Consider the following 25,542-nt stretch of genomic DNA (forward strand, 5'->3'; position numbering starts at 1 on the left):
TGCCATGCGAATTTATTCTGAAAGCCGGGTCGAGCCGGCGGAAATCGACAATCTCGGCCACATGAACGTGCGGGTCTACGCCCGCAAGGCGGCGCAGGCCACGCTCAATCTGGCGGCGTCGCTGGGCCTGGGCCATGACCGGCTGCGCGACGACCAGGCTGTGGTGCAGATCATGGATGTTCACACGCGGTTCTACCGCGAGCAGCTCGAGGGCGCCCCGCTCGGCGTGCGCGGCGGCGTCCGCCAGGCGGGCGAGGGCCGCATCGACGCCTACATGGAAATGTTCAACCGCGATACCGGTGACCTGGCGGCCACGTTCAACCATGGTTTTGGCCTGTTCGATGGCGCGACCCGTGCGGCGAAGCCGATTCCGCCCGACGTGCTGGAGGCGGCGGCTTCCGCGTCGGTTGCATGGCCCGACAATGGCAAGCCGCGCAGCCTGCCGATCGAACCGGTCACGCCGGTCAGCCGCGAGGCCGCCAGCGCCATAGGCAGCTTCGTGCGGTTTCCGTCCTACACCATCGTCGCCGGCGAATGCGACGGCTACGGCTTCATGGATATCTCCGATGCCAAGACCATCGCGCTGGCGCGCATGCCCATCAAGATCAAGCAACAGCACCGGGTGTTCGACCCCGACGTGGCCAACCGGGTCGCCATCGCCACGATGGAAAGCCGCCATGTGATGTTCCGGGTGCCGCGGCTGGGCGAACCCGTCGTCAGCGAGACACGCCATGCGGACGTGACCGCCAAGACGGTGGTGTTCCAGCACTGGAGCTTCAACGAGGAAACCGGCGAACCCATCAGCCTCGGCCTGCAGTTCGGCATCGCCTTCGACCTGGACGCCCGCCGTTCGGCTGAATTCCCGCCTGCCATGCGCGAGGCGCTGGCCGCCAACCGTCGGCCCGACATCAGGGATCAGGCCGCGCAGTAATGGGCATGGAACCCGGTTGCCTGAGCGGTTTACCCTGTTATCATGCACGCATGAATGTCCCCGGGGAGAACCGACATGAATGACCTGAGCTTCCAGATTCCGACCAACCGTATCAATGCCCGCGGCCTGATCCGCCATCCGATCCGCCAGTATGCCTGGTTCGTCGATGACATCGACGAGGCCTGCCACAAGTGGAACAAGATGCTGGGCGCCGGCCCGTTCTTTGTGGTGCGGCACCACATCGGCGAAGGCTTCACCTATCGCGGCAAGCCGATCGAAGCCGATGTCAGCTACGCCTTCGGCCAGGCCGGCCCGGCCCACATCCAGTTCATCGCGCAGCATGACGACACGCCGTCGATCTACCGCGACATGTACAAGAAGGGCGAGAACGGCTTCCACCATGTCGGCGTGCTCGTGCCGAACGTCCAGGAAGAGGTCCGCCGCTTCCAGGCCGCCGGATACGAAGTGGCCTGCGAGTTGTGGGGCGGCGACTACGTGGCCTACATGGATTGCCGCAAGGACCTGGGCTGCTTCGTCGAGTTGCACGGCGACGCGCCGGTCATCGCCCAGCTGTTCGACGGCTGGCAGACCCTGCACGAGGAATGGGACGGCGTGACCGACCTGATCCGCGAGAACACGAACAATCGCGAAGGCCGCCAGTAAGCATTATCTGACGAGGACAGGGAGCCGGCGAATGCCGGCTCCCTTTTCTTTTGGGGATTGTGGTCTGCACTATGCTGTTCGGCAAAACCAGCATTCGACCCAAAGGCGCTTTGTAGGGCGTTTTGCCGCCATACCGAACCCGATGTCTGATCAAGCGGCAACGGTCGATCTAGGAGAGTGGATACCCACATCCCAAATCACCCGTTCATGCCCGATTGCTCAGTCCGCCAAATATTTGTCCAGCATCATGTGATAGTGGCGGAGGCGGATTTCCTGGTAGTTGGCTAGGGTCACACCAGGCTTGCCGAGCAGGCGGCGTCCGCCTGCCTTCATCCCGCGGTGGACCAGCGGCATATTGGCCGTGTCCTGCTCGAAGATGGCGCAAATGCCGCCCAGTTCCGGCGCCTTGAGCCAGCTGTCCTCGAGGCCGAGCTTCGTCATCTGCGCCGGCTCGGGCCGCTCGCCGTCCTGCGGGAACGCGTAGAGCAGCATCACGTCCATGATCGAGGTGTCCGGATCGTCGCCATTGGGCCGGAACCGGAACACCACCGGGACGCCGCCGCCGCCGCAGGGCATGAAATTGGGGAACAGCTGGTACATGGTGGTGTCGAGGACCTCGCTGGTGGACAGGCCGGAATGATCGACACCGGTCGTGGCCGTCAGGTTGCCGCGCATCAGCGCCGCCATGGCCGCGCGTGCATTGCTGCCCGGCGCCACCTCGACCTGCGGCAGCACGAAGTCCTCGGCGGCGCCCGGCCCGGGCGAGCCTGCCAGCTCCTTGACGAAGCTGTCGGCGATCTGCTGCTCGCCCAGCGGCGGCAGCAACGGGCTCGCGACCGCCTGCGGTGTGATCATGCGGTTTACATGGTCGCCGAACACGTCGTACTGCGAGTTGACGTCACCGATATAGGGCATCGTCTGCGGGTGGGTGGTCTCCACATGCAGTACCTCGATGAACGATTCCTGCGCGATCTTCCAGTTGCAGGGCATGGTCTTCTGTACGTGTGCGGCGATGTAACGGTCCTGCAGCGGCCAGCGCTCGAAATGCGGCACGAGGTCGCCCAGATAGGTCTCCAGTGGCCCGGCCGACGGATCCATGTTGATGAAGACGAAGCCGCCCCAGGTCTGTGCCTGCACCGGCCGGAGGTCGAATTCGGCCTCCTCGACATGCGCGAAGTCCCATTGGGTGGGAATATGCGCCAGGCTGCCGTCCAGATTCCACGACCAGCCATGGAACGGACAGGTCAGGCTGCCGGTCGACACCACGGTGCCTTCAGCGCTCCCGCCGGGCCTTATCTGAGTGCCGCGATGAAGACATGAGTTGAAGAATGCGCGAATCCGGCTGTCCTCGCCGCGCACGATCAAGATGGAATAGGGGCCGACCTCGTAGACGATGCTGTCGCCCGATTCGGGAATCTGTTCCTCGCGACAGGCCATCTGCCAGATGCGCGGCCACAGCCGGTCCATTTCCCGGTCATGCCACTCTCGCGAGAAATAGCGCGCCTTGTCGATGTCCGCGGTACCGAGAAACGGCGCGTTCGTGGCGAACATTGCGGGCGGAGGCGCGTCGCCATCGGCATGGAGTATCTCTTGGTAGGTCGGCTGTGGTGGCTGGCGTGACATTGTCTGTTGGTCCACGTTGATCGCTCCCCATCACTGACATGTATGATGGTATTTACTATCAATGTCAGCAATTTGCAAAATTGAACCGTTTGGAGCGCATCGCAGCCTGGCCGCCGCTCTCCCATAGCCGGCATTCGGCGGGTGACTTGCCCACTTCACATCGCTGCAATCCGGCCTTCAGCTCCGCGTCGGAGGCACCACGCCCATGGTCTGATAGACGCCCACCAGCCGGATGGCCACATCGGCGGTGGCGGCGGTCCAGTCGGTCTCGGCCTCGTACAGGGTGCGCTCGGCGTCCAGCACCTCAAGAAGGCCCAGGGTGCCTTCCTGATATTGGCGGTGGGCCAGGTCGGCGGCCTGGCGCGCCGCGTTGACGGCGTTACCCAGCTCGCGCTGCCGGATCACGCCCTGGGTGTAAAGGATGATGGCGGTCTGCGCCTCCTGCAGCGCAGTGCGCACGGTCAGTTCGTAGCTCAGATAGGCCTGTTCCTGCCGCGCGTCGGCGGCGTCGATATTGGCGCGGATGCGGCCGAAGTCGAACAGCGGCTGCAGCAGCGACGCGCCCGCCGACCACACCTTGGTGCCGGGATCGAACAGCTCGCCGATGCGGTCGCTCTGCACGCCCAACAGGCCCGACAGGGTGATCTGCGGATAGCGCAGCGCCTCCGCCGCCTTGACCCGCTCGGCCGCCGCCAGCAGCCGCCGCTCGGCGGCGCGCACGTCTGGGCGAAGGGCGATCACCTGGGTGGGTGCCGCCAGCACATCGAGCGCGTCGGCATTGGGCATGGGGCTTTCCTCGGGCACCATGGCTGCCAGGTCCGGCGGCGTCGTGGCCAGCAGCAGCACCAGCCGGTGCCGTGCCGATTCTGCCAGTTCGCGAGCCTGCGGCACGGTTGCCCGGGTCTGGGCCAGCTGCGCCACGGTCCGCTCCAGGTCGAGGCGGCTGCCCATGCCCTGGTCGAAGCGGGCGCGGGTGATCCGCACCGTGCCGGCCTGGGCCTCGGCGTTCTTGGCGGCGAGAACCGCCTGCGCCTGATACAGCCGGAACTCCATGTAGGTGCGCGCCACTTCGGCCAGCAGGGTCAGGCGCACCGCGTCCCGGTCGGCTTCGGTTGCCCGCAAATCCGCATTCGCGGCGCGCGCCTCGCTGCGGATGCGGCCGAACAGGTCGGCTTCCCACGTGGCGCCCAGCGACAGGCCGAAGCTGTCCGACGTGCGCGTCTGTCCGGCACTGGCGGCCGTCAGGTGCTGGCGTGCGCGTTCGGCGCCGGCCGAACCTGTCAATTCGGGGAACAGCTCGGCGCGGGCGCCCTTGCGCAAGGCGCGGGCTTCCATGACGCGGCTTTCGGCAAGGCGCAGGTCCAGGTTGCGGGTCTGGGCCATGTCGATCAGCCGGGCGAGCACGGGATCGTCGAAATCCAGCCACCAGGCTCTGGGCGCAACTTCCCCGACCCGGGTGCCATCCGGCGCGCCCTGCCACGATTGCTGCAATTCGGCCGTGGGCAACGGCCTGGGCGTGGCAGCGCAGGCCGCCAGACCGGCCGCCGCGACGCCGATTATCAGCAGATGCCGGGGCGTCATGGCGCCAGGCTCTGCGGTGCGGTCGCGGTGGGATCGGTGCGCCGTGCCGCGCCGTGGAACAGCCGGTCCAGCGCCAGATAGATCACCGGCGTCGAGAACAGGGTCAGCATCTGGCTGACGACCAGACCGCCGATCACGGCGATGCCCAGCGGCTGGCGCAGTTCCGAGCCGGTGCCCAGGCCCAGCATCAGCGGCACCGCGCCGAGCGCGGCGGCGATCGATGTCATCATGATCGGCCGGAACCGGACCAGGCAGGCCTGCCGGATGGCTTCTACGGGCGACAGGCCGTGCACGCGCTGGGCCTCCAGGGCGAAATCCACCATCAGGATGCCGTTTTTCTTGACGATGCCGATCAGCAGCACCAGCCCGATCATGGCCATGATCGAGAAGTCGAAGCCCAGCAGCCACAGGAACAGGATGGCCCCGATGCCCGCCGATGGCAGCGTCGACAGGATGGTGAGCGGATGCACGAAACTCTCATAGAGCACGCCCAGGATGATGTAGACGGCCAGCAGGGCGGCCAGGATCAGGTAGGGCTGGCTCGCCAGCGAACTCTGGAACGCCTCGGCGGTGCCCGAGAACGCCCCGCTGATCGAGGCCGGCATGCCGATTTCGGCCTGGGCCTCGTTGACCAGCTTCACCGCGTCGCCCAGCGCCGTGCCCTTGGCCAGGTTGAACGAGACATTGACCGACGGGAACATGCCGTCATGGGTGATCTGCACCGGTCCCGCCTTCGCCGGCTCCACCTTGGCGATGGACGACAGCGGCACCATCTGGCCGGTCAGCGGCGAGCGCAGATAGAAATAATCCAGACTCCCGGCGGTGCCGCGCTGGTCGGTGCCGATCTCCAGGATCACCTTGTACTGGTTCACCTCGGTCTGGAACTCGCTGATCTGCCGCTGTCCGTAGGCGTTGTAGAGCAGCTGATCCACATCCTGGGCGGCGATGCCATAGCGCGCGGCGGCGGTCCGGTCGATGGTGACACGGGTGATGGCGGCGCCCATCTGCAGGTCGTTGGACACGTCGGTCAGGCCCGGAATGCGCGCCAGCCGTTCGGTCAGTCGCTCGGCCCAGATACCCAGCTCCTGGCTGTCGTTGCCGCGCAGCACGTAGAGATACTGGGCCTTGCTGAAGCCGACGCCCACATTGATGTCCTGGGCCGACCGCAGGATCAGCGAGATGCCCGGCACCTCGGCCAGCTGCGGCCGCAGGCGGGCGATGAAGCCTTCAGCATCCACGTCGCGGTCGCCCCGGTCCTTCAGCACGATGAAGAAGCGGCCATTGGTCAGCGTCCTGCTGCCCGCCGTCGGCCCCACCGCCATGCCGAACTGCATGACCGCCGGATCCTTGTCGACGATGGCCGCGAGCTGCTTGTGCTTCTTGACCATGTCGTCATACGAGACGTCGTCGGCCGCCTGGGTGGTGCCGAACACGAAAGCCGTATCCTGCAGCGGGAAGAAGCCCTTCGGGACCATCACATAGCTGGCGACCGCGAGGGCCAGCGTCAGGCCGAACGTGGTCAGCATGAATTTCTGGTGTGCCAGCACCCAGTCGATGCCCCGCGAATAGCTGCCCAGCAGGCGATCGGTGAAGGTTGAGCCTTCCTCCTTGTGCGATTGCGGCTTCATGAAGCGCGAGGCCAGCATGGGAGCGAGGGTCAGCGACATGACCACGGAAATCAGGATCGCCGCGGTGACGGTGAGCGCAAACTCGCGGAACAGCCGGCCGACGATGCCGCCCATGAACAGCAACGGGATGAACGCGGCGATCAGCGAAAAGCTGATCGACACCACCGTGAATCCGATCTGCGACGATCCTTTGATCGCCGCCTCGACCATGCCTTCGCCGGCTTCCTGGTGCCGGTGGATGTTCTCGATCACCACGATGGCGTCATCGACGATGAAGCCGACGGCGATCACCAGCGCGACCAGGGTCAGGTTGTTCAGGCTGAAGCCCAGCATGTACATGGCCGCGCAGGTGGAGATCAATGCCACGCCAAGCACGGCGCCCACGATCAGCGTCGCCGAAAGCTGCCTGAGGAACAGGCCCATCACCAGGATCACCATGAACACGGTGACCATCAGGGTGATCTCGACCTCGTGGAGCGTCGCCCGGATGGTCCGCGTCCGGTCATTGAGCACCTTGACCTCGACGCTGGCGGGCAGGCTGGCCCGAAGCTGGGGCAACGCCGCGGTGATCCGGTCCACGGTCTCGACGATGTTGGCGTCGGGCTGGCGGCGAATGATGAAGTTCACGCCCGGCTCGCCATATTGCCACGCCTGCACGTAGTCGTTCTCGGCGCCGAAAATAACCTTGGCGACATCTTTCATCAGCACCGGCCGGCCGTCGCGGTAGGCGACGGGAAGCCGATCGTATTCGCCCGGCGTGAATATCTGGTCGTTGGTTTCGATGGTCGAAACCCGGTCCTGGCCGTAGATGGCGCCCTTGGCCTGGTTGACGCTGGCCTTCTGGATCACGTCGCGCAGATCCGCCAGGGTGATGCCATAGGCCGCCAGCCGTTCGGGTGACGCCTGGATGCGGATCGCCGGCTTCTTCTGGCCGGAGAAGAACATGTCGCCGACACCCTCGATCTGGCTGATCTGCCGGCCGATCAGGGTTTCGGCCAGGTCGCTCAACTCGTTCAGCGGCATCAGCTTGGACTGGATGCTGAGAATGATGATCGGGGAATCGGCGGGATTGACCTTCCGCCAGGTGGGCAGGCTCGGCATGTCCGACGGCAGGCGGCCCGATACCGAATTGATCGCGGCCTGCACTTCCTGGGCTGCGGTATCGATGTCCTTGTCGAGGGCGAATTGCAGCGTGATGCTGGTGATGCCCAGCGCGCTGCTCGAGGTCATCTCGGTGATGCCCGGCACCGCGCTCAGTTCGGCCTCCAGCGGGGTCGCGACCGACGAGGCCATGGTTTCGGGGCTGGCGCCGGGCAGGCGCGCATTGATGCTCAGCGTGGGAAATTCAGCCTGTGGCAGCGGCGCGATGGGCAGTTGCGGGAAAGCGATAGCGCCCAGCGCCACCAGCGCCAGCGACAGCAGGAAGGTGGCGATGGGGTGGCGGATGAACCAGACCGATATGCCCGGCTTTACGGTCACGGCGTCTCCTCCGCAACGGCGGCGGCGCCTTCGCCCTCTACGATCTTCACCGGCGCGCCATCCTTCAGCCGCGACTGGCCGTCGGAGACGATGGTCTCGCCGGGCGCGATTCCGCTGGTGATGACGACCTCGCTGTCCGTGGTGTAGCCAAGGGTCACCGGCACCACCTCGGCCTTGCCATTGTTGATCCGGAACACGAATGGACCATCAAGGCCCTGCTTGACGGCCCGCGGCGAAACCACCGTGGCCTTGGGGCTCTGGCCGATCTGCAGCCGCACGGTGACGAACTGGCCCGGCCACAGCGAGCCGTCCGCATTGTCGAATTCGGCGCGCAGCTTGATCGTGCCGGTCGCGGTGTCGATCTGGTTGTCGATCATGCTCAGCCGTCCCTCGGCAAGCGGCGTGCCATTGTCGCGGTCATAGGCCGTCACCAGCGCCCGGTCCGGCTGTTTCAGCAATGGCTGCACGCTGGTCAGCAGCGTCTGGGGCAGCGAGAAAACCACCGAGATCGGCGCGATCTGGGCCACTGTCACCAGCCCGTCGGAATCGGAGGCGCGGACCAGATTGCCGGGATCCACCCGGCGCAGGCCGACGCGCCCGGTGACCGGCGCGGTGATGCGGGTATAGGAAAGCTGCACCTGGGCAGCGGCGACGGCGGCGGCGCTGGCGTTGACCGCGGCACGCAGCTCGCCGACGGTTCCCTGCTGCTGTTCGACGGTCTGGCGCGAGATGGCCTCTTCCTTGACCAGATTCTCGTACCGGGTCAGATCCTGCTCGGCGGCGCGCAGCTGGGCCTCGTTGCGGGCCTTCTCGGCCTGTGCCTGCGCCAGCGCCGCGGCGATCGACCGGTCGTCGATGCGCGCCAGCAGGTCGCCCTTGCGAACCATCTGGCCTTCCTGGAACAGCACCTCGGCCAAAACGCCCTCGACCTGCGGGCGCAGGGTGACGTTATGGAGGGATTCCACCGTGCCGATGCCGCTCGCCATGTGCGGCACGTCGCGCTGTTCGGCGCGGATGACGCCCACGGGCACGGAGGGCGGAGCAGGCGCCGCGGTTTCGCCGCCGCCGAATATCCACCACCCCGCGGCAACGAGCGCGACTGCCAGGACGGCCAGGACGGCCTTGTTTCTGTGGGACGAGCGGAGCGAGGCGACGTTCATGAACTATGGGTCTGGCTGTTGGTGAAATGGCGGGTAGTATGCGGTCGGTCGTTGAATTCCTGAACCAAATTGATCCGAAATCGTATGGGTAGCGCCCCGGCGCGTCGGACGCCCGCATCCGGTGGAAACTTCATGTCAGACCGCCGCGACAAAAACCGTCCTCTGGAATTGTTAGATTATGAAGCTGGCTGTTCCCGCGCGCCAGTCATGATGGATGGGACGGTTCCGGACGCGGCGACATGCGCACATGACTGTTTCTTGCGATAGGGTCTTTCCCGCGCCTGCTTTTGATGCAACAGTTCGGCCCTGAACACCGTCATCAAGGGGAGAGAGCCAAATGACAGCGTTAATGTCAGAATATCCGCTGTTCCAGTATGCGTATTATGTGAACGATCTGGAAACGTCGATCAACAAGTGGGCGAAGCTGTATTACGCCGGTCCGTTCGTGATGGTGCCGCATCACGTCACCGACAAGTTCCACTACCGCGGCCAGGACATCGAGGCCGATGTGTCCTACGCGTTCGGCTATCTGGGCGACATGATGATCCAGTTCATCCAGCAGCACGACGACAAGCCGTCCATCTACCGCGACATGTACAAGGCGGGCGAAGAGGGCTACCACCATGTGGGCCTGCTGGTTCATGACTTCGAGGCCGAATACAAGCGCATGCAGGACCTGGGCTTTGTCGACGCCTGCCGGCTGTATGCCGACGAAGTGGATGCATGCTACTTCGACACCCGTTCGCTGAACGGCGGCTTCACCGAACTGCACGGCGACCCCAAGCACATCCTGGGCACCTTCGCCCAGTGGAAGCGTGCTCACGAGCTGTTCAAGCCCGGCGACAACCCGATCATGACCATGTAATCCGGATATCGATCCGGTTACGGACGGCCCGCTTCGGCGGGCCGTTTACGTTTGTCCCGGCGCCGCCCCGGCAGATGCGGCGATCCACCGGCGCGATCTGTGCGTATGATCGGGCGACGTGGGCGACAGGAGAATGTTTGATGATCTATGTCTGGGCCTATGCCGCTGCCGGCATCGTGTTCATCGTGCTCGATCTGCTCTGGCTCGGTATTGTGGCGCGCGGCTTCTATCACGGGCAGATCGGCGGCCTGCTGCGCGAGCCGTTCAACGTGCCTGCTGCCGTGGCCTTTTATCTGCTTTATCTGGGCGGGATGCTGTTTTTTGCCATGGCGCCGGGGATCGCCGCCCAGTCGCTCAAGACCGCTGCGCTGTGCGGCTTCCTGCTCGGCCTGCTGGCCTACGGCACCTATGACCTGACCAACCTGGCGACGTTGAAGCACTGGACCCTGGCGATCACACTGGCCGACATGCTGTGGGGCGCGGTGCTGACCATGGTCTGTTCAGTGGCGGGTGTCGCGGCGGCCCGTCTGATGAGTTCCTGACGTCCGACCTGCAATCGTTTGCAGTCGCGCCCGAGGGAGTGCCGGAGTCCACCCGGGGAAATGCTGAAACGGGCGATCGCGATGGCCGTGGCCGAGAATTTGTCCGCAAGGCTGCCGTGCCGCCGAAAGTTGCTCTGCGACATCGCCGGAACGGTGGTGGAATTGCGGCTCGTCTGGCAAATTTGTAAGCATGGTGAAACTGATCGTCATCGACGCCTCGGGCGCCGAACACATTCTTAACGCCGAAGCCGGCCGCTCCATGATGAAGGCGGCGACCGACGCGCTCGTTCCCGGCATCATCGGCGAGTGCGGCGGCTGCCTGTCCTGCGCCACCTGCCACGGCTATGTGGATAACGCCTGGGCTGCCCGGATTGCGCCGCCTTCCGAGGAGGAGCAGGACATGCTGTCCTGCGCCATCGGCGTGCTGCCCAGCAGCCGGCTCACCTGCCAGATCGAGATGACGCCCGAACTGGACGGTCTCGTGATCCGGCTGCCGGAAGCGCAATTCTAGGCCTTTTCGGGCCTGTACCCCGCCATGTAGCGGTCGATCATGTGGTGGTAGAACGCCAGCCGGTATTCCTGGTCGGCGAGCACGCCGCCGCGGTAGCCGCGCGAGCGCAAACCCTTCTGCTGGGTGGCCATGGTGCCCACGTCACCGTCGAGCAGGGCGCCCAGGCTCTTCTCGCCATATTCCACATATTCGCGCTCGGCCTCAGCGATACCGCCGCCTGCGGCCGTCGACATGCTGCTGAACGCGTCGTCGCCCACCGCGTAATAGAACACGTCGTAATAGGACCGGTTCGGGTCCGTTGCATGCGGCCGCAGCCGGTGGAACAGGATGCCGTCGGCCAGCATCCCCGCCGAGAAGTTGGGGAAGATGGTGTAGTGGTGGCTGTCGGTGAGCTGGCCATCGCTCATCTTCTCGTAATGCGTGTGGCCGCGAGCCGGGCCCAGCCTGCGCTTCTGCTGCTGCAGTGCAAGCCGGGTCCCGGTGGGCCTGTCCACGAAATCGGCAGGGTCCAGATCCCAGCGCTTCAGCTCGGCGCCGAGCTGCTCGCTGATCGGTGGCAGGTCGCTGTCCAGATAGCGGGCCGAGGGCAGGGCGCCCTTCATGTGCATGACCGTGTGGCCCTGGTCGAAGATATCGCAGGCGATGTCCCGAAAGTCGTCTTCCAGGTAGTCCAGATAGGGCGCGTGGACTGTGGCGAAGTGATAGACCTCGCTGAAATTGTCATGCAGCGCCTTCCAGTTGCTGGGCAGGCTGACGGTCAGTGCCTGGACCCGTGTCATCTTCTCGACCGGATAGACCTGCCACCGGTCCCAGATCGGGCCGAGATAGTCCTTCAGGCTCACGCTTTCGGGATCCATGTTGATGAAGATGAAGCCGGCGAAGGTCTCGCACTTCATCTCCTCGAGCCGCACCGTGCCGCACGGACTGCCTTCCGAGAAATCGCCCTCGTCCTGCACCGACACCAGGCTGCCGTCGATGCCCCAGGTCCAGCTGTGATAGTCGCAGGTAAAGGATGGCATGGAGCCTTCCGCCGGCTGCACAAGGCGGTTCCCGCGGTGTTGGCAGACATTGTAGAAGGCGCGGATGCCGCCATCCTCCTGGCGCACCACCAGGATGGATTCCGGTCCGATTTCCTCGACGACAAAATCGCCGGCTTCGAGGATTTCCGTGGTCCGCGCAATCACCAGCCAGACCTTTGTCCAGACGTTCTCCCACTCCTGGTCGAAGAATGCCGCCGACGTGTAGCGCTCGCCCGGCAGGGCGCCACGCTTGTAGCAGGACGGAAACACGTCGCTTATGAAGCGCTCGGCGTAGGAGCCGGGCCTGGATTGTTGGTTCATCGTCGCCTCCCCGCGATCATGTAGGGTCATACAGTTATGAAGAAGGCGTCGGGGACCGGCACGAGACCGGTCCACGCCAGGATTCCTCAGGCTATTGGCGTTTCCTTGTGCGCGGTCTGGGCGGCGATATAGCCAAAGGTCAGGCACAGTCCGATGGTGCCGCCCGCGCCGTAATAGGCCTCGCGCGATGGGCTGGCGATGCAGTTTCCGGCACCGTACAGGCCCGGGATCGGCGTGCCATCGGCGCCTAGAACCTGCGCCTGCTCGTTGATCTGCGGTCCGCCACTGGTGTCGAGGGCGCCCGCGGCCAGGATGATGCAATAATATGGTCCGGTCTCGCGTAGCGGGTGCATGGTCGAGTTGGGCATGGCGTTGGGCTTTTCGGTGCTGCCCTCGCGCATTTGCGAGAAGAACGCCTGCCACTCACGGTCATAGGTTTGGTCGCCGCGCTTGAAATCCGGATCCTTGCCGCTTCGGGCATAGCCGTTGAATGAATCGAAGGTGGCCTTCAGGGTCGCCGGGAAATCGGCTGCCAGGCTGGCGCCGCCGGTCATGCCCTGCAGTCCATCGAGTCGCTTGCCGATGGCGTCGGCCAGCGACGGCAGGTCGGTGGCTTCGATGACGTGAGGACCGACATTGCCGGGTGCAGGAATCGGATAGGCGCCGCCGAACGCGTCGACGACTCTGCCGTCGAATACCATGAACAGCAGCTGGTTCGGGTAATCTTCGGCGACCGGGTCGTAGACGAAATGGATTTCGGTGCGATCGTTGTAGTTGCGCTTCTCGTTGACGACCCGTCGGCCATATTTGTTGACCACAAACATGGCGTCGGCCGGAATGAAGAACACGCCTTGCGGCAGCACCCGATTGTGGAGCGCTTCCTCGAACACGATCTGGGTCCGCCATGCCGTGCCCAGCGTGCCCATGCTCGCGCCAGCCGCGCCACCGATGGCGATGAAGTCGCCGGTCGAGCCGGGAACCGCGCATGCCCCGTAGAGCGCTTTCTGGTGAAGCTGGACCAGGTCGGCATTGTGGGCATAGCCGCCGGTGCCGAAGATCACGCCCTTGCGTGCCTTGATCCTGATGGTCTTGCCGCCGCTTTCGGCCTCGACGCCGACCACGCGGCCGCCTTCCTTCACCACAGCAGTCACCCGGTGTTCGGTCAGCAGCGGCACCTTGTTTCTGTTCAGCCACGCTTCCATGGCGCCGATCAGCACCACGCCGTCGCCAATGTTGCCGCTGACCGCCTCGCCCTTGTCGTTGACCGGCGTCAGCGAGCGGCCCTTGGACGCCTTGTTCTCGGGCAGATGGTCGGCATAGTCGGGCGAGGGGCTGCCGCCCACCGTGAAGGTGGCGTATTTCGCGGCACCCAGTCTGTCCATCAACTCGATGGTTGCCGAACCATTGTCATAGAACGCCTCAAGCCGTCGATAGGTCAGCGGATCGAGGCCAAGGGTCGGACTGGCAGGGTCATAGACCTGAGGGAACGAGAATCGGGCCATGTATTTCAGGCAGTCGGCACGCGTGTCGGCGATGCCGGCCTTGCGCATCTGCGGATTATTCGGCACCCAGGCAACGCCGCCCGACTTGCTGGTGGTGCCGCCCAGAATCGCTTCCTTCTCCAGCAGGATGACCTTGTCGCCAAGGCTCGCCGACGTTGTCGCGGCCGAGCAGGCGGCCGCACCGCCGCCCACAACCACGATATCGGCTTCGTGGTCCCATTTTGTCTGCGGAGTCGAGGCTGAAGCGCCCGCCGCCGCCAGCGTTGCCGCCGCGCCCACGGCAACGCCCGCGCCTGCCAGCACTTGCCGTCTGTTGATAGTCGCAGCTCGTTTATCCGTCATGGTTCCCTCTCCCCGTTTCACGTCATGCCTCATGGTTTCATGATTGTGCATGACAGATGTCATCAACCGATGATACAAGGTGCATGACGGATGTCACGTACCATTCCGACGAGGTGGGGAAAAATACCCGCGACGGTACGGTCCTGGGGAGGACCTTCAGACGGATGCCATGCGATGGAAACCAGCGGCGAAGAACGGCGCGAGGTGGTCCAGTATGGCGTCGAAGTCGGTCGGATGGATGGTGCCGTTGGACAGTCGCTCCAGTCCCGCCGTTTCCGAGTAGATGCTGATCACCGCCGTCAGCAGCATGTAGAACGACAGGATAATGCTGCGCTCGCTGGCCGTGGGGATCGACAGCCGGATCAGGTCCATGACGCGGCGCAAGGCCGGCGCGTACATGTCGTTCATTTCGACCAGGAACTCGCTTTGCTGCGAACTGTAGAGCCCGGCCATCATGTGGATGTAGTCGCGCCATCCCTGGCCGCCGCGCACCAGCCGGTCGATGGATGGCTGCGTGAAGGCGCGGATCAGGGTCTCCACGCCGGGTGGTCGGTCGCCGGACTGCGCCACCGCGCTCTCGATCGAGGCGAGAATGGCGCCGTGCAGTTCGTCGGCCCGCCGCTGCAGCACCGCGCGGAACAGGTCGGTCTTGGGGCCGAAATAATAGCTTGCCAGTGCCACGTCGACGCCGGCCTCGCGGGTGATCTGGCGGATGGTCACGCCGTCGAAGCCGCGCCGGGCGAACAACCGCTCCGCCGCGTTGAGAATGCGATCGCGCGTGGTCGGCGTGATATCGGGTCCGTTCACCAGCGGGTCCAGCGTCATCGGGGGCGCACCACCATAGAATTCCGTATCCTCAAAGTCATCAACGCTTGTTGAACGGCAATATCATCCTCTGGGCGAATTCTTGAGGAGGATCGAGGATTTTCGCCCGGTTTAGCCCGAATTTGATGAGTTTCTGGGCAAATGTGACATTATAGCGACACTTCAGTATGTTTTTGATCATATGGTCAGGAAAATATTTACACACTTGTTGAGTGCCTTCATAAGTTTGGAACTGAGTGAAAATCGGGCCCGAAAGCGGCCCACACAGCGGGGAGTTTATGATGACAACCGGGAAACTGGGGTTGAGTACGGCTCTGTGTATGAGCCTGCTGGGACTGGGCGCCGGCGCGGCATACGCGCAGGATGCGGCGGCGGCAGGGGCCTCCAGGCCAGGCATCGTTACGGGCGTCGAGACCGTCACGGTGACGTCGCAAAAGAAGGAAGAAAGTATCCAGGACGTCCCGATCTCGGTGACCGCTGTGACCGGCGCCAAGATGGAAAACCTGCACGCGACGACGCTTGAGGCCCTGCAGGGTTACATCCCCAACGTGCAGATCGGCCAGTTCGCCAACGTCACCCACGGCGCGGTGTTCAACATCCGCGGTATGGGCGTGATCGAGCCCGATCCGTATGCGGGCACGACCGTGGTCGTCGTACAGGACGAAGTGCCGCAGTTCTTCAACATGACCGCGCTGCTCGACACCTACGATCTCGAGCGCGTCGAAATTCTGCGCGGTCCCCAGGGCACGCTGTTCGGCGCGAACAGCACCGGCGGCGTGGTGCAGGTGGTGACCCGCGGGCCGTCCGGCGATTTCGGCGTGAATGCCCAAGCCACTTACGGCAATTACGACACGATCGAATTCAAGGCCGGTCTGGACTTCCCCATCATCGAGGATGTGCTTTCAGGCCGTGTGACCCTCTCGCACCATCAACGGGACGGTTACGTCACCAACATCGTCGACGGCAAGCCGCAGAATGATCGCGATCGTACCGCGTTCCGCCTCAACCTGACGTGGGACAAGGGCGAGAATTTCCGGGCCAGCCTGATCAGCGAATACCACATGCACCGGGACGGCTCGGGCGCATCCATCGCCGGCGATACACCTGGCGATCCGCTACTGGGTATTCCCGGCGACGTGCAGTACCAGCCAGCCGGGACGGTCTATCCCAACCCGGAGTCGCCCGATGCGGTCTCATTGCTGCCGATGTACGAATCGCCCTGCCTGATCGCCGGGCAGCGCTGCAAGGCGCCGAAGAAGTACTACTCGGCGCGCGACACGAATATTCCCGATATGTCCAACATGGACACCTACTCCTTTACCTACAAAATGGCGTGGGACAGCCCCATCGGCGATCTCGTTTCCGTCACCGCCTACAAGCACTTCCGCCTGCGCGAGTTCACCGATCAGGACTGGACGCCCAAGTTCCAGGACGACACCGATCGCCGTACGGCGGGCTATCAGTTCAGCCAGGAACTTCGCGACACATTCCAGCCCTGGGATGGCGTTGAAGTGTTGATCGGGGCGTTCTTCGCCAACTACGCCTATGACCACTACCAGGACTTCCGGATCCAGTTTGCGGCGCCGGGTTTGCGTCAGCTCACCGAGTTCAACTCCGAGACCACCACCATGTCCGCGTTCCTGCAGACATATGTGGATGTCACCGACCGGTTCCGGCTGAATGGCGGCGTGCGCTTCACGCACGAGACCACGGACATGTCCATTTACCAGCCGACGTTCATTGATACGACGGGCAAGGCCCAGTTGCTGGGCCGGCCGTTCAATCGCATGCCCAGCCCGACCGAGCTCACCCTTGGCATCGTGGAGGTTGATGGCAAGGACTCATGGGACAACATCGGCGGCAAGGTGGGCTTCGAGTTCGACGCCAGCGATGACGCAATGATCTACGGATACTATGCCCACGGTTTCAAGTCGGGCGGTTTCGTTGGCCGCATCGGTATTCCGCAGGATATCGGCCCCTATAACCCCGAATATGTCGATACCCTTGAACTTGGCCTGAAGAGCGACTGGTTCGACAATCGCCTGCGCGTGAACGTTACCGGTTTCTACAACTGGTACTCGGACATCCAGCTCGCCTCGATCTACTTTTTCGAGGACGATTTCGGCAACACGATCAACGGCAACTCAATCCAGAACGCAGCGTCGGCTCATACCAAGGGCATCGAAGCGGAAATCATCGCGGTGCCGGTGAACGGTCTGACGCTCAATGGGTCCCTGGGCTGGCTCAAGGCGACCTACAGCGAGTTCCTCTTCTTCGATGGCGCGACGGGCGAGTTGGTCGACCTGTCGGGCGCGGCGCTGCAGAACTCGCCGAAATGGACGATCAATGTGGGCGCCGAATATGCGTTCCTGATCAGCGACAATTTCGAGATCAGGACCAACGTCCAGTACAAGTACGTCGCGAAGAAGTACAACGTGAACCTGCAGAACACGGCCCGGGCCGAGATTCAACCGACGCACACCGTCGACATGAATCTGGATTTCGGGCCGCCTGAAGGCACATGGAGCGTTGGCCTCTATGCCCGCAACCTGTTCGACAACCGCTACATCTCCAGCGTGTTCGATGCGCCGGGCACGCTCGGGCTGGTGAACTATGCCGATCCCCGCACCTATGGCGTGACGGTGAAGCTGAAAATCTAGTACAAAGGGGCGTGCCCGGCGACGTGGCCGGGCACGCTTCTTTCTCCGGGGAATCCAGCGGCATGGCCATCGACCTCGCATCCGCCATCGCCGACATTGCCGACAGGCAAGCCATCGCCGCCAATCTGGCGAACCACAGCCGCGGCATCGACCGCTGCGACGCGAACCTCATCAAGTCCGTCTACCATCCCGGCGCGACCGTCTCCTACGGCATGTTCAACGGGCCGGCCGAGGAATTCGCCGATGTCATCGCCGGATTGATCGCGGCCCGGCCGATTACCCTGCACCGCCACTGCAACCGTTCCATCAGGCTGGATGGCGACCGGGCCCTGTCCGAGAGCTACGTCATCGCCTATCTGGAACGGACCAACGAGAATCCGCCGTTACAGACCATGGTCGGCGGCCGCTATCTCGACCGGCACGAAAAGCGCGGCGGCGTCTGGAAGCTGACCCATCGGCTCTACGTGCTCGACTGGAACACCAACCGTGCGCCCACCGGCACGGCGTCGCCGTCCTATGACGGTCCGCCCTTCATTCGCGGCACCCGGGGCAGTGACGATCCGGGCATTCGGCTGCTCACCGCGTGGAAGCAGGACATGAACAAGGGAGATTCCACCGTGCAGGTTTCCGACGACCTGGCCGAAAAGGCCGCCGTGGTACTGGCCAAGCAGGACATCCATGAGTTGATCATGGCCCAGGCCCGCGCCACCGACCGGGGTGACGAGGCGCTGCTGCGCTCGGTGTGGCATCCCGGGGCGACCATCGACGCGGGCGTCTTTGCCGGCCCGGCCGACGAATTCTGCGGCATGATCATCGGCGCCACCGCTGACCTGCAGGGCATGTCCCACTCGGTGGCGAACGAATGGATCGACGTCGAAGGCGACATCGCCGTGGCGGAAAGCTACGTCATCGCCTTCACCCGCGTGCCCGGGAAGGACGGCTTCACCGACGATCTCACCGGCGGCCGCTACGTCGACCGGTTCGAACGGATCGGCGGCGTGTGGAAATTCACCCGCCGCGTCTTCGTGATGGACTGGATGACCAGCCATCCATCCACCGACCAGACCGGGCAGGGCATGTACGAGACGCTGACAACGCGGGGCGGCAAATATCCCGACGATCCGATCTATGCATTCTGGGGGCCGTGACTTTCAACAAACATCTTGGTCAGCATTAGTCTCATGGGCGCGGATCGGGCACTATCCTGCTCCATGAACCGCGCTGACTGGAAACGGCGGACTCACGGGGGTGGCCGGGTTGCGCTGGGGCCGGTCGGTGCTCGCGACCAAACGGACCGGTAGTATGCCGCCGGCAGAAAACAGGTCGGGCGACGACCTTTTCGGGGGAGGAAGGTTGATGCGCACCATAATCGGATTGGCGGCGGCCGTGCTGGCCGCTGCGTACCTGTCCTCGGCCCCGATGGCTGCCGGCACGTCCGGTCACGGGTCGCTCGGCCTTACCGAGCAGAAAAAGGAGTCGCCGGGCGGCAAGGTCTATGCCGCCGGCTGCGCCGGCTGCCACGAAACCGGCGTTTCACGGGCGCCGCATCCCAAGATGTTGCAATTCATGGCGCCTGAATCCATCTACCGGGCGTTGACCGTGGGTGTCATGAAGCCGCAGGCGGCTCATCTGTCGGACATGGAAAAACGCCAGGTCGCCGAATTTCTCACCAACCGCAAGCTGGGCGCGAAGGTCACCGCATCGTCGGCGCCCACCTGCACCGGCGATGCCGCACGGTTCGACTTTGCCAGGCCGCCGTCCGTCCCCAACTGGGGGCTGGGCTACGGCAACAAGCGGCTGGTGCCCAGCGAGCGCGCCGGCATCGGCCGCGCCAACGTGGCGTCGCTGAAACTGAAATGGGCCTTCGCTTTCCCCGACGCCCTGCGCGCCCGCTCCCAGCCCGGCCTGGCCGGCGGCGCTGTATTCGTCGGCAGCCAGAACGGTACCGTGTTCGCCCTCGACCGCGAGACAGGCTGCGTGCGCTGGATGTTCCACGCCTCTGCCGAAGTGCGAACCGGGATCGTCGTCAGCCAGTGGAAGGCCGGCGACAGCGCCGCCCAGCCCAGGCTCTATTTTGGCGACCTGATCGGCAACGTCTACGCGGTCAGCGCCGTGACCGGCCAACAGATCTGGCGCGCCCATCCGGACGATCATCCCAGCGCAACCATCACCGGCACGCCGACGCTTCACGGCGGCCGGCTCTACGTGCCGGTATCGTCGCTCGAAGTGGTGCCTGCGACCGACCCGGCCTATGCCTGCTGCACGTTCCGGGGCTCGGTGACGGCGCTCGATGCCGCGACCGGCAAGCAGGTCTGGCAGACCCATTCAATCGACGAGACACCCGTGGTGCGCGGCAAGAATGCCGTCGGCACCGACCGCATCGGCCCATCGGGCGCACCGATCTGGAACAGCCCGGCCATCGACGTCCGGCGTGGCCAGCTCTATGTGGGCACCGGCGAGAATTATTCATCGCCGGCGACGGACACCAGCGATTCCATCATCGCCATGGACCTGAAGACCGGCAAGAAGAAGTGGGTCTACCAGGCCACGTCGGGCGATGCGTGGAACTCGGCCTGCGTCGCCGAACCGAAGCACAATTGCCCGGAAGAGAACGGTCCGGATTTCGACTTCGGCGCCGCCATGGTGCTTGCCCGCGACGCCGACGGCAATGAACTGGTGCTTGGCCCCCAGAAATCGGGCGTCGTCCATGCGGTTGATCCGGACACCGGCAAGCTGATCTGGAAGACCAAGCTCGGCCGCGGCGGGCTGCACGGCGGCGTCCACTTCGGCATCGCCGCCGACAGTGGCCGGGTGTTCGTGCCGATCTCGGATGCGCCCGACACGATCACCTATGACGAAGAGCCCAATCCCGGTCTGTTCGCGCTCGACCTCAGGACCGGCGCCAATGTCTGGCAGATGCCGCTGAAGGACGAATGCAACGGCCGGGAGTTCTGCGCCGTGGGCAACGCCGCAGCCATCACCGCCACGCCCGAACTGGTATTCGCCGGCGCGCTCGATGGCTATTTCAGGGTGCACGATGCCGCCACCGGCAAGATCTTGTGGAAGCTGGATACGACCCAGCCGGTCAAGACCGTCTCGGGCGTGATGGCCCATGGCGGCTCGATGGATGGCGCGGCGGCGGCGATCCCGGACGGGGGCCTGTTGTTCGTCAGTTCGGGCTACAATTTCGCCGGCCACATGCCGGGGAATGTGCTGCTGGTGTTCGAGGCGCCGGAGCCCTGAGCTGGTCCGCGACCATGGCCCGTGACTTGGCCGAAGCGGTTTGATAGACACGATCCATCACTCAACAGCGCATCCGGCAACCTTTCCCATGCCGCCACCCGTCGATCACGAAGCCCGCCGCAAGCAGGTCGCTGCCATCGCCGCGACGTTGCTCGCCAAGTCGGGCCTGGAAGGTGTCACGTTCCGCGACATCGCCAAGGCCGCCGGCTACAGCACGGCCATCGTGTCGCACTATTTCCGCAACAAGCGCGAGTTGATGACCTACATCTTCCGCTCGGCCGCCCAGGGAACCGTGGCCCGGGTCGACGAGGAACTGGCCGCCGGCAAGCCGCTGCAGGACTGTGTCGAGTGGCTGCTGCCGCTGGATGACGAACGCATCCGCGACTGGCAGGTATGGATCGCCTTCTGGGGCCATGTCGCCAACGATCCGGACATGTTGGCCGAGCAGCAGCGCCGCGCGCGCGAGGCGCTCGACCTGATGAGGCGCGTGCTCCTGCGGGAGTATGCGGGGCTCGACATGCCCGAGCAGATTCTGGAATTGCGGGCGCGGCGCCTGCTCACCATGATCACCGGCCTCGCCACCGAAACCGTCTTCGATCCGCAGCAATGGCCGCCCGAACGCCAGCGCGCCGTGCTGGCCGACGAGATCGCGACGATCGAACGCCAGGCGACGCCCCATCCCGCGGAACCGGCTTTTACCGCCGGGCGGTGACAATCCAGGTTGCCGCGTTCAATGCCACAGCGGCAGGATCTCTGCGTTCGGCCAGCGCCGCACGCAGGCGCGATTCGGCAGCCGCTCTCATCTCCGGATTTTCGCGAATGATCCTGCCGAGTGCGCCGACTTTCAGCAGCACGGCGGTCATTGCGTCCATATCTCCACTGGAGACCATTTCGTCATGCGCCTCGGCGACGCCGTCCCGGAATCCGGCGGCCTCGAGCACTGTCCTGATGTCGCCGGAATCGGCGAAGCTGAAGGGTGTCAGATCGACGCGGGCCTCGAGTCCGGCGGCCCGCAGCGGCAGATAATCCAGTTCGTTTTCGTCCAGGGATCGCCAGCAGACGAAGGCCAGCCGGCCCGTAGGTTTCAACATCCGGCGAAAGTTCGAGAAAGCCGCGATGCTGTCCCGGAATGCCATCACACCGAAGCGGGAGAAGACGCAGTCGATGCTGTGCTCGGGCAGCGCCAGCGTCAGCGCATCGCATTCGATGAAGTCGGTCTGGCTGTGGCCCACTGTCCGGCGGCGCGCCACTTCCAGGAGCCGGGGCGCAAGGTCGACGCCGGTTACTCGTCCGCCGGGCCCTACCCGGTCGGCGAGTTGCAGAACCGTTTGGCCGGCGCCGCAGCCCACATCAAGTACGGAGTCTCCTGTCCTGGGGGAAAGCGCCTCGATTGCGCGCAGACCCAGCGGCGACAACTGGAGGTCCAGCAGGTCCGCGACTTCAGCCCAGGCGATGCTCGCTAGATCGTTCATGTCACGCGGCGCAGCGTCGGCGACTTAGCTGCGCTCGTATTCCTTGGCCGCCGTGAAGCGCAGGTCTTCCAGCGGCGCGGCCTGGAACGAGACGCGCACCCTCTCGTCCGGCACGTCGCCATAGGGCGTCGAGCGCTGCCGGGGCAACCGGGCGTTGCCGCGGATGATGTCCTCCATCCGGTAGGGCTCCATCTCCTGGCCGTGGCTGGCGCCGGCGGCGCGGGTGATGGTCTCGTTCATCAAGGTGCCGCCCATGTCGTTGACACCGGCATTCAGGCAGGCTTTCACCCCTTCCGGCCCCATCTTCACCCAGCTGGTCTGGATGTTGGTGATGTGCGGGTGCAGGGTCAGGCGGGCGACGGCGTGCATCAGCACCGCCTCGCGGAATGTGGGGCCCTTGCGCGCCCGGCCCTTCAGGTAGATGGGCGCTTCCATGTGCACGAAGGGGAGCGGTACGAACTCGGTGAAGCCGCCGGTCCTTGCCTGCAGGTCGCGCAGGCCCAGCAGGTGGCGCGCCCAGTTGATCGGGCCGTCGATATGGCCATACATGATCGTCGACGTGGTGCGGATGCCCAGCGAATGGGCCGTTTCCATCACCTCGAACCATTGGGCGGTGTTGATCTTGTCGGGGCACAGGACGCGCCGGACCTCGTCGTCCAGCACTTCGCCCGCGGTGCCGGGAAGGGTGCCGAGGCCGGCGTCCTTCAGGCGGCTCAGGAACTCCTTCAGCGAGATGCCCAGCGTCTCGGCGCCCTGCCACACTTCCAGCGGCGAGAAGGCGTGCACATGCATGCCCGGCACGGCTTCCTTCACCGCCCTGGTGATGTCGATATAGGTCTGGCCGGTATAGGACGGATGGATGCCGCCCTGCATGCAGACTTCCGTGGCGCCGCGCGACCAGGCTTCCTGGGTGCGGCGCTGGATCTCGTCCATGCCCAGCACATAGGGCTTCCCGCGCAGATTCTCGGTCAGCTTGCCCTTCGAGAAGGCGCAGAACTGGCACTTGAAGTAGCAGACATTGGTGTAGTTGATGTTGCGGTTGACCACATAGGTCACCGTGTCGCCGTTCATCTTCTGGCGCAGCTGGTCGGCGGTGCGGCACACGGCGGTGAACTCGTCGCCGCGGGCCAGGAACAGGCGCGAGACCTCGGTCTCGTCCAGTCGCTCGCCCTTCACCGCCCGGTCCAGAATAGACTTGAGCCAGGGATCGACGCGCGCCGGCATGTGCGCGGCCAGCAGTTTCAGGTCGGCCTCGGGCGGCGGTGTGTCCTCGCCCGGCGACCACTCCTCGGTGCGCGGATAGCCTTCGCTGTCGATGGCCTGGATGACGGACGTGCGCATGGCCGGATCGAGCCAGCGCTCGGGTTGCAGGGCATATTCCGGATAGATGGTCAGGCGCTCGATGAGCAGCTTGCCGGTGGCGGCCGTCTCGGTGGCCAGCTTGTCGAGGTGCGGCCAAGGCGCCTCGGGATTGACGAAATCGGGCGTCAGCGGCGAGACGCCGCCCCAGTCGTTGATCCCGGCGGCGACCAGCGGCTGAAGCTGGCCGGGGCTGAGATTGGGCGGCACCTGGATATTCATTTCCGGGCCGAAGACGATGCGGGTGATGGCCAGCGTCCACAGCAACTCGTCAAGGTCGGGCTCGGGCGCGTCCGACATGCGCGTACCGGGCTTGGCGCGGAAGTTCTGGATGATCACTTCCTGCAGATTGCCGAACTCGTCGTGGATATCGCGCAGCGCCAGCAGGCTTTCGATCCGCTCGGCGCGGGTCTCGCCGATGCCGATCAGGATGCCCGAGGTGAACGGCACCTGTGCCCGGCCGGCGCGGCGCAGTCCCTCGAGGCGCACCGCCGGATCCTTGTCCGGGCTGCCGTGATGGGCCTTGCCCTTTTCCAGCAGGCTGATCGCCGTGCTCTCGAGCATGATGCCCATGGACGGCGCCAACGGCCGCAATATGGCCAGGTCCTCGTCGCTCATCAGGCCCGGATTGAGGTGCGGGAACAGGCCCGTTTCCTCGTGGACGAGCTTGGCCATGGCGGCCAGGTAGGACAGCGTGGTTTCGTGGCCCAGCGCGGCCAGCGCCTCGCGGGCGGCCTTGTAGCGCAGCTCCGGCTTGTCGCCGAGGGTGAACAGGGCCTCCTTGCAGCCCATGGCCGCACCCTGCCGCGCGATATCCAGCACCTGCTCGGGCGTCATGAACACCTGCTCGCCCTTCTTCGGCGGCTGGGCGAAGGTGCAATAGTGGCAGACGTCGCGGCACAGATGGGTAAGCGGGATGAACACCTTCTTCGAGAAGGTGATGATATTGCGGTGGCCCTGATCTCGCAGGAAGGCGGCGGTCGCCATCAGCCGGGGAATATCGATCTCATCGGCGAGAAGCAGGGCTTCCTCGCGCGTCGGCCGGTGACCGGCCTCGACCTTTTCCAGATAGGACACGACTTCGCGGTTCACTGCTCGGTTCCCAATGAGGTGGCTTGGGTCTGTTGTAACCGGGTGGCAACATCGGCCGCCAGCAAATAATCCATGGTATGCCCCTGGGCGCCCCGCGCCAATAGAACCCGCAGGTCCTCAGGCGTATCTATGTCCAATTCGAGGCCGGGCAAGCCGAGCAGGGTCACGGCCATGTCCCGCTCGAGCGCGGCGGCCCGGTGCTTCTCGAAGCTGCCCTCGCCGTAGGACAGCGGCAGGGCGTCGACCGGCGATACCAGCATGGCATTGGTGCCGCCGTCGAGGGCCGGGCAGAAAGTGGCCGCTCGCCCGCCTGGATGGGCGGCGATGAATGCCGTGACTTCACCCGCGGCAACCAGCGGCAGGTCGCCGTGAATGATCAGCGCACCGCCGGCGCCCAGTTCGGCCAGGCGAGAGAGCCCGGCGCGCAGCGCCGCGTTCAGCCCGCCCTCGGCCTCGGGGATCAGTACCGCGCCGTGCTCCCTGGCGAGCGCCTTGGCCTCGTTGTCCTCGGTGACCACGGCGACGCCGGCAAGGCCCCATGCATGGCGCAGCGCCACCAGCACGTCGAGCAGCATCGCGCGCGCCAGGTTGGTGCGCTCGCTCTCGCTCAGCACGGGCGACAGCCGCTGCTTCGCGCCGCTCAGGCGCTTGACCGGCAGCAACGCCCAGATGTCCGACGTTTCGCGGATCATTGCCTCCGCTGAAGGTCCGGGAGCGGACCCGT

At 64.7% G+C, this 25,542-nt stretch carries 19 protein-coding genes; 9 read left to right on the forward strand and 10 right to left on the reverse strand.

Going from position 1 to position 25,542, the window contains the following annotated elements:
• Nucleotides 1–4 precede the first annotated feature (4 nt).
• Nucleotides 5–931, forward strand: coding sequence for a thioesterase family protein (locus tag WJU21_RS12795; protein ID WP_346323829.1), 927 nt, complete (start codon nucleotides 5–7; stop codon nucleotides 929–931).
• 75 nt (nucleotides 932–1,006) lie between these two features.
• Entirely contained in the window at nucleotides 1,007–1,594 is a 588-nt protein-coding gene (locus tag WJU21_RS12800; RefSeq protein WP_346323830.1) for a VOC family protein, read from the forward strand.
• A gap of 219 nt (nucleotides 1,595–1,813) precedes the next feature.
• Here the strand turns inward: WJU21_RS12800 and WJU21_RS12805 are convergent, their stop codons facing one another.
• The 4 genes from WJU21_RS12805 to WJU21_RS12820 form a co-directional block, all read right to left on the reverse strand.
• Nucleotides 1,814–3,232 carry an aromatic ring-hydroxylating dioxygenase subunit alpha gene (locus WJU21_RS12805; RefSeq protein WP_346323831.1) on the reverse strand — a complete coding sequence of 473 codons (1,419 nt, stop codon included), beginning with the start codon at nucleotides 3,230–3,232 and terminating at the stop codon, nucleotides 1,814–1,816.
• A gap of 162 nt (nucleotides 3,233–3,394) precedes the next feature.
• Nucleotides 3,395–4,798 carry a TolC family protein gene (locus WJU21_RS12810; protein ID WP_346323832.1) on the reverse strand — a complete coding sequence of 468 codons (1,404 nt, stop codon included), beginning with the start codon at nucleotides 4,796–4,798 and terminating at the stop codon, nucleotides 3,395–3,397.
• Complete coding sequence (locus tag WJU21_RS12815; protein WP_346323833.1) at nucleotides 4,795–7,905, reverse strand: multidrug efflux RND transporter permease subunit; 3,111 nt, start codon at nucleotides 7,903–7,905, stop codon at nucleotides 4,795–4,797. Before WJU21_RS12815 ends, WJU21_RS12810 begins: the two co-directional genes overlap by 4 nt.
• A complete protein-coding gene (locus WJU21_RS12820) occupies nucleotides 7,902–9,065 on the reverse strand; it encodes an efflux RND transporter periplasmic adaptor subunit (protein ID WP_346323834.1) in 1,164 nt (387 codons plus the stop codon). Before WJU21_RS12820 ends, WJU21_RS12815 begins: the two co-directional genes overlap by 4 nt.
• Before the next feature lie 337 nt (nucleotides 9,066–9,402).
• Here WJU21_RS12820 and WJU21_RS12825 point away from each other — a divergent pair, with 337 nt between their 5' ends.
• The 3 genes from WJU21_RS12825 to WJU21_RS12835 all read left to right on the forward strand — a co-directional run bounded on the left by WJU21_RS12825 (nucleotide 9,403) and on the right by WJU21_RS12835 (nucleotide 10,983).
• Nucleotides 9,403–9,930 carry a VOC family protein gene (locus WJU21_RS12825; protein ID WP_346323835.1) on the forward strand — a complete coding sequence of 176 codons (528 nt, stop codon included), beginning with the start codon at nucleotides 9,403–9,405 and terminating at the stop codon, nucleotides 9,928–9,930.
• Nucleotides 9,931–10,070: 140 nt separating this feature from the next.
• The gene (locus WJU21_RS12830; RefSeq protein ID WP_346323836.1) at nucleotides 10,071–10,472 is read left to right on the forward strand and encodes a DUF2177 family protein; all 402 of its coding nucleotides are present in this window, start codon (nucleotides 10,071–10,073) and stop codon (nucleotides 10,470–10,472) included.
• A 190-nt stretch (nucleotides 10,473–10,662) separates the two neighbouring features.
• Nucleotides 10,663–10,983, forward strand: coding sequence for a 2Fe-2S iron-sulfur cluster-binding protein (locus WJU21_RS12835; RefSeq protein WP_346323837.1), 321 nt, complete (start codon nucleotides 10,663–10,665; stop codon nucleotides 10,981–10,983).
• On the opposite strand, the gene WJU21_RS12840 is transcribed toward WJU21_RS12835, so the two are convergent.
• The 3 genes from WJU21_RS12840 to WJU21_RS12850 all read right to left on the reverse strand — a co-directional run bounded on the left by WJU21_RS12840 (nucleotide 10,980) and on the right by WJU21_RS12850 (nucleotide 14,992).
• Entirely contained in the window at nucleotides 10,980–12,323 is a 1,344-nt protein-coding gene (locus tag WJU21_RS12840; RefSeq protein ID WP_346323838.1) for an aromatic ring-hydroxylating dioxygenase subunit alpha, read from the reverse strand. The genes WJU21_RS12835 and WJU21_RS12840 overlap by 4 nt on opposite strands.
• An 86-nt stretch (nucleotides 12,324–12,409) precedes the next feature.
• Nucleotides 12,410–14,167, reverse strand: coding sequence for an FAD-dependent oxidoreductase (locus WJU21_RS12845; RefSeq protein ID WP_346323839.1), 1,758 nt, complete (start codon nucleotides 14,165–14,167; stop codon nucleotides 12,410–12,412).
• 156 nt (nucleotides 14,168–14,323) lie between these two features.
• Nucleotides 14,324–14,992 carry a TetR/AcrR family transcriptional regulator gene (locus WJU21_RS12850; protein ID WP_346323840.1) on the reverse strand — a complete coding sequence of 223 codons (669 nt, stop codon included), beginning with the start codon at nucleotides 14,990–14,992 and terminating at the stop codon, nucleotides 14,324–14,326.
• Nucleotides 14,993–15,273: 281 nt separating this feature from the next.
• Between WJU21_RS12850 and WJU21_RS12855 the strand changes: the two genes are divergently transcribed.
• The 4 genes from WJU21_RS12855 (at nucleotide 15,274) to WJU21_RS12870 (ending at nucleotide 21,607) form a co-directional block, all read left to right on the forward strand.
• Nucleotides 15,274–17,652 (forward strand): TonB-dependent receptor, encoded by a 2,379-nt coding sequence (locus WJU21_RS12855; protein ID WP_346323841.1) that lies wholly within the window; start codon nucleotides 15,274–15,276, stop codon nucleotides 17,650–17,652.
• Between the two features lie 62 nt (nucleotides 17,653–17,714).
• Nucleotides 17,715–18,800 carry a nuclear transport factor 2 family protein gene (locus WJU21_RS12860; protein ID WP_346323842.1) on the forward strand — a complete coding sequence of 362 codons (1,086 nt, stop codon included), beginning with the start codon at nucleotides 17,715–17,717 and terminating at the stop codon, nucleotides 18,798–18,800.
• Nucleotides 18,801–19,008: 208 nt separating this feature from the next.
• Nucleotides 19,009–20,895 carry a PQQ-binding-like beta-propeller repeat protein gene (locus WJU21_RS12865; protein WP_346323843.1) on the forward strand — a complete coding sequence of 629 codons (1,887 nt, stop codon included), beginning with the start codon at nucleotides 19,009–19,011 and terminating at the stop codon, nucleotides 20,893–20,895.
• Between the two features lie 88 nt (nucleotides 20,896–20,983).
• Nucleotides 20,984–21,607 (forward strand): TetR/AcrR family transcriptional regulator, encoded by a 624-nt coding sequence (locus tag WJU21_RS12870; RefSeq protein WP_346323844.1) that lies wholly within the window; start codon nucleotides 20,984–20,986, stop codon nucleotides 21,605–21,607.
• Here WJU21_RS12870 and WJU21_RS12875 read toward each other — a convergent pair.
• From WJU21_RS12875 to cofC, 3 genes are read right to left on the reverse strand one after another with little or no spacing between them, the layout of a single operon-like run.
• Nucleotides 21,591–22,367, reverse strand: coding sequence for a methyltransferase domain-containing protein (locus WJU21_RS12875; RefSeq protein WP_346323845.1), 777 nt, complete (start codon nucleotides 22,365–22,367; stop codon nucleotides 21,591–21,593). The two genes, WJU21_RS12870 and WJU21_RS12875, sit on opposite strands and share 17 nt — an antisense overlap.
• A 24-nt stretch (nucleotides 22,368–22,391) precedes the next feature.
• Nucleotides 22,392–24,818 carry a 5-amino-6-(D-ribitylamino)uracil--L-tyrosine 4-hydroxyphenyl transferase CofH gene (cofH, locus tag WJU21_RS12880; protein ID WP_346323846.1) on the reverse strand — a complete coding sequence of 809 codons (2,427 nt, stop codon included), beginning with the start codon at nucleotides 24,816–24,818 and terminating at the stop codon, nucleotides 22,392–22,394.
• Entirely contained in the window at nucleotides 24,815–25,510 is a 696-nt protein-coding gene (cofC, locus tag WJU21_RS12885) for a 2-phospho-L-lactate guanylyltransferase (protein ID WP_346323847.1), read from the reverse strand. Before cofC ends, cofH begins: the two co-directional genes overlap by 4 nt.
• Nucleotides 25,511–25,542: the final 32 nt, after the last annotated feature.

The organism is Emcibacter sp. SYSU 3D8, from assembly GCF_039655875.1.
Taxonomy (GTDB): Bacteria; Pseudomonadota; Alphaproteobacteria; order SMXS01; family SMXS01; genus RI-34.

Coding starts and splice junctions, on each gene's coding strand:
- WJU21_RS12835 (WP_346323837.1), top strand. CDS start 10,663: ATGGTGAAACTGATCGTCATCGACGCCTCGGGCGCCGAACACATTCTT.
- WJU21_RS12865 (WP_346323843.1), top strand. CDS start 19,009: ATGCGCACCATAATCGGATTGGCGGCGGCCGTGCTGGCCGCTGCGTAC.
- WJU21_RS12875 (WP_346323845.1), bottom strand. CDS start 22,367: ATGAACGATCTAGCGAGCATCGCCTGGGCTGAAGTCGCGGACCTGCTG.
- WJU21_RS12810 (WP_346323832.1), bottom strand. CDS start 4,798: ATGACGCCCCGGCATCTGCTGATAATCGGCGTCGCGGCGGCCGGTCTG.
- WJU21_RS12850 (WP_346323840.1), bottom strand. CDS start 14,992: ATGACGCTGGACCCGCTGGTGAACGGACCCGATATCACGCCGACCACG.
- WJU21_RS12825 (WP_346323835.1), top strand. CDS start 9,403: ATGACAGCGTTAATGTCAGAATATCCGCTGTTCCAGTATGCGTATTAT.
- WJU21_RS12795 (WP_346323829.1), top strand. CDS start 5: ATGCGAATTTATTCTGAAAGCCGGGTCGAGCCGGCGGAAATCGACAAT.
- WJU21_RS12855 (WP_346323841.1), top strand. CDS start 15,274: ATGACAACCGGGAAACTGGGGTTGAGTACGGCTCTGTGTATGAGCCTG.
- WJU21_RS12840 (WP_346323838.1), bottom strand. CDS start 12,323: ATGAACCAACAATCCAGGCCCGGCTCCTACGCCGAGCGCTTCATAAGC.
- WJU21_RS12845 (WP_346323839.1), bottom strand. CDS start 14,167: ATGACGGATAAACGAGCTGCGACTATCAACAGACGGCAAGTGCTGGCA.
- WJU21_RS12830 (WP_346323836.1), top strand. CDS start 10,071: ATGATCTATGTCTGGGCCTATGCCGCTGCCGGCATCGTGTTCATCGTG.
- WJU21_RS12820 (WP_346323834.1), bottom strand. CDS start 9,065: ATGAACGTCGCCTCGCTCCGCTCGTCCCACAGAAACAAGGCCGTCCTG.
- WJU21_RS12870 (WP_346323844.1), top strand. CDS start 20,984: ATGCCGCCACCCGTCGATCACGAAGCCCGCCGCAAGCAGGTCGCTGCC.
- cofC (WP_346323847.1), bottom strand. CDS start 25,510: ATGATCCGCGAAACGTCGGACATCTGGGCGTTGCTGCCGGTCAAGCGC.
- WJU21_RS12800 (WP_346323830.1), top strand. CDS start 1,007: ATGAATGACCTGAGCTTCCAGATTCCGACCAACCGTATCAATGCCCGC.
- WJU21_RS12860 (WP_346323842.1), top strand. CDS start 17,715: ATGGCCATCGACCTCGCATCCGCCATCGCCGACATTGCCGACAGGCAA.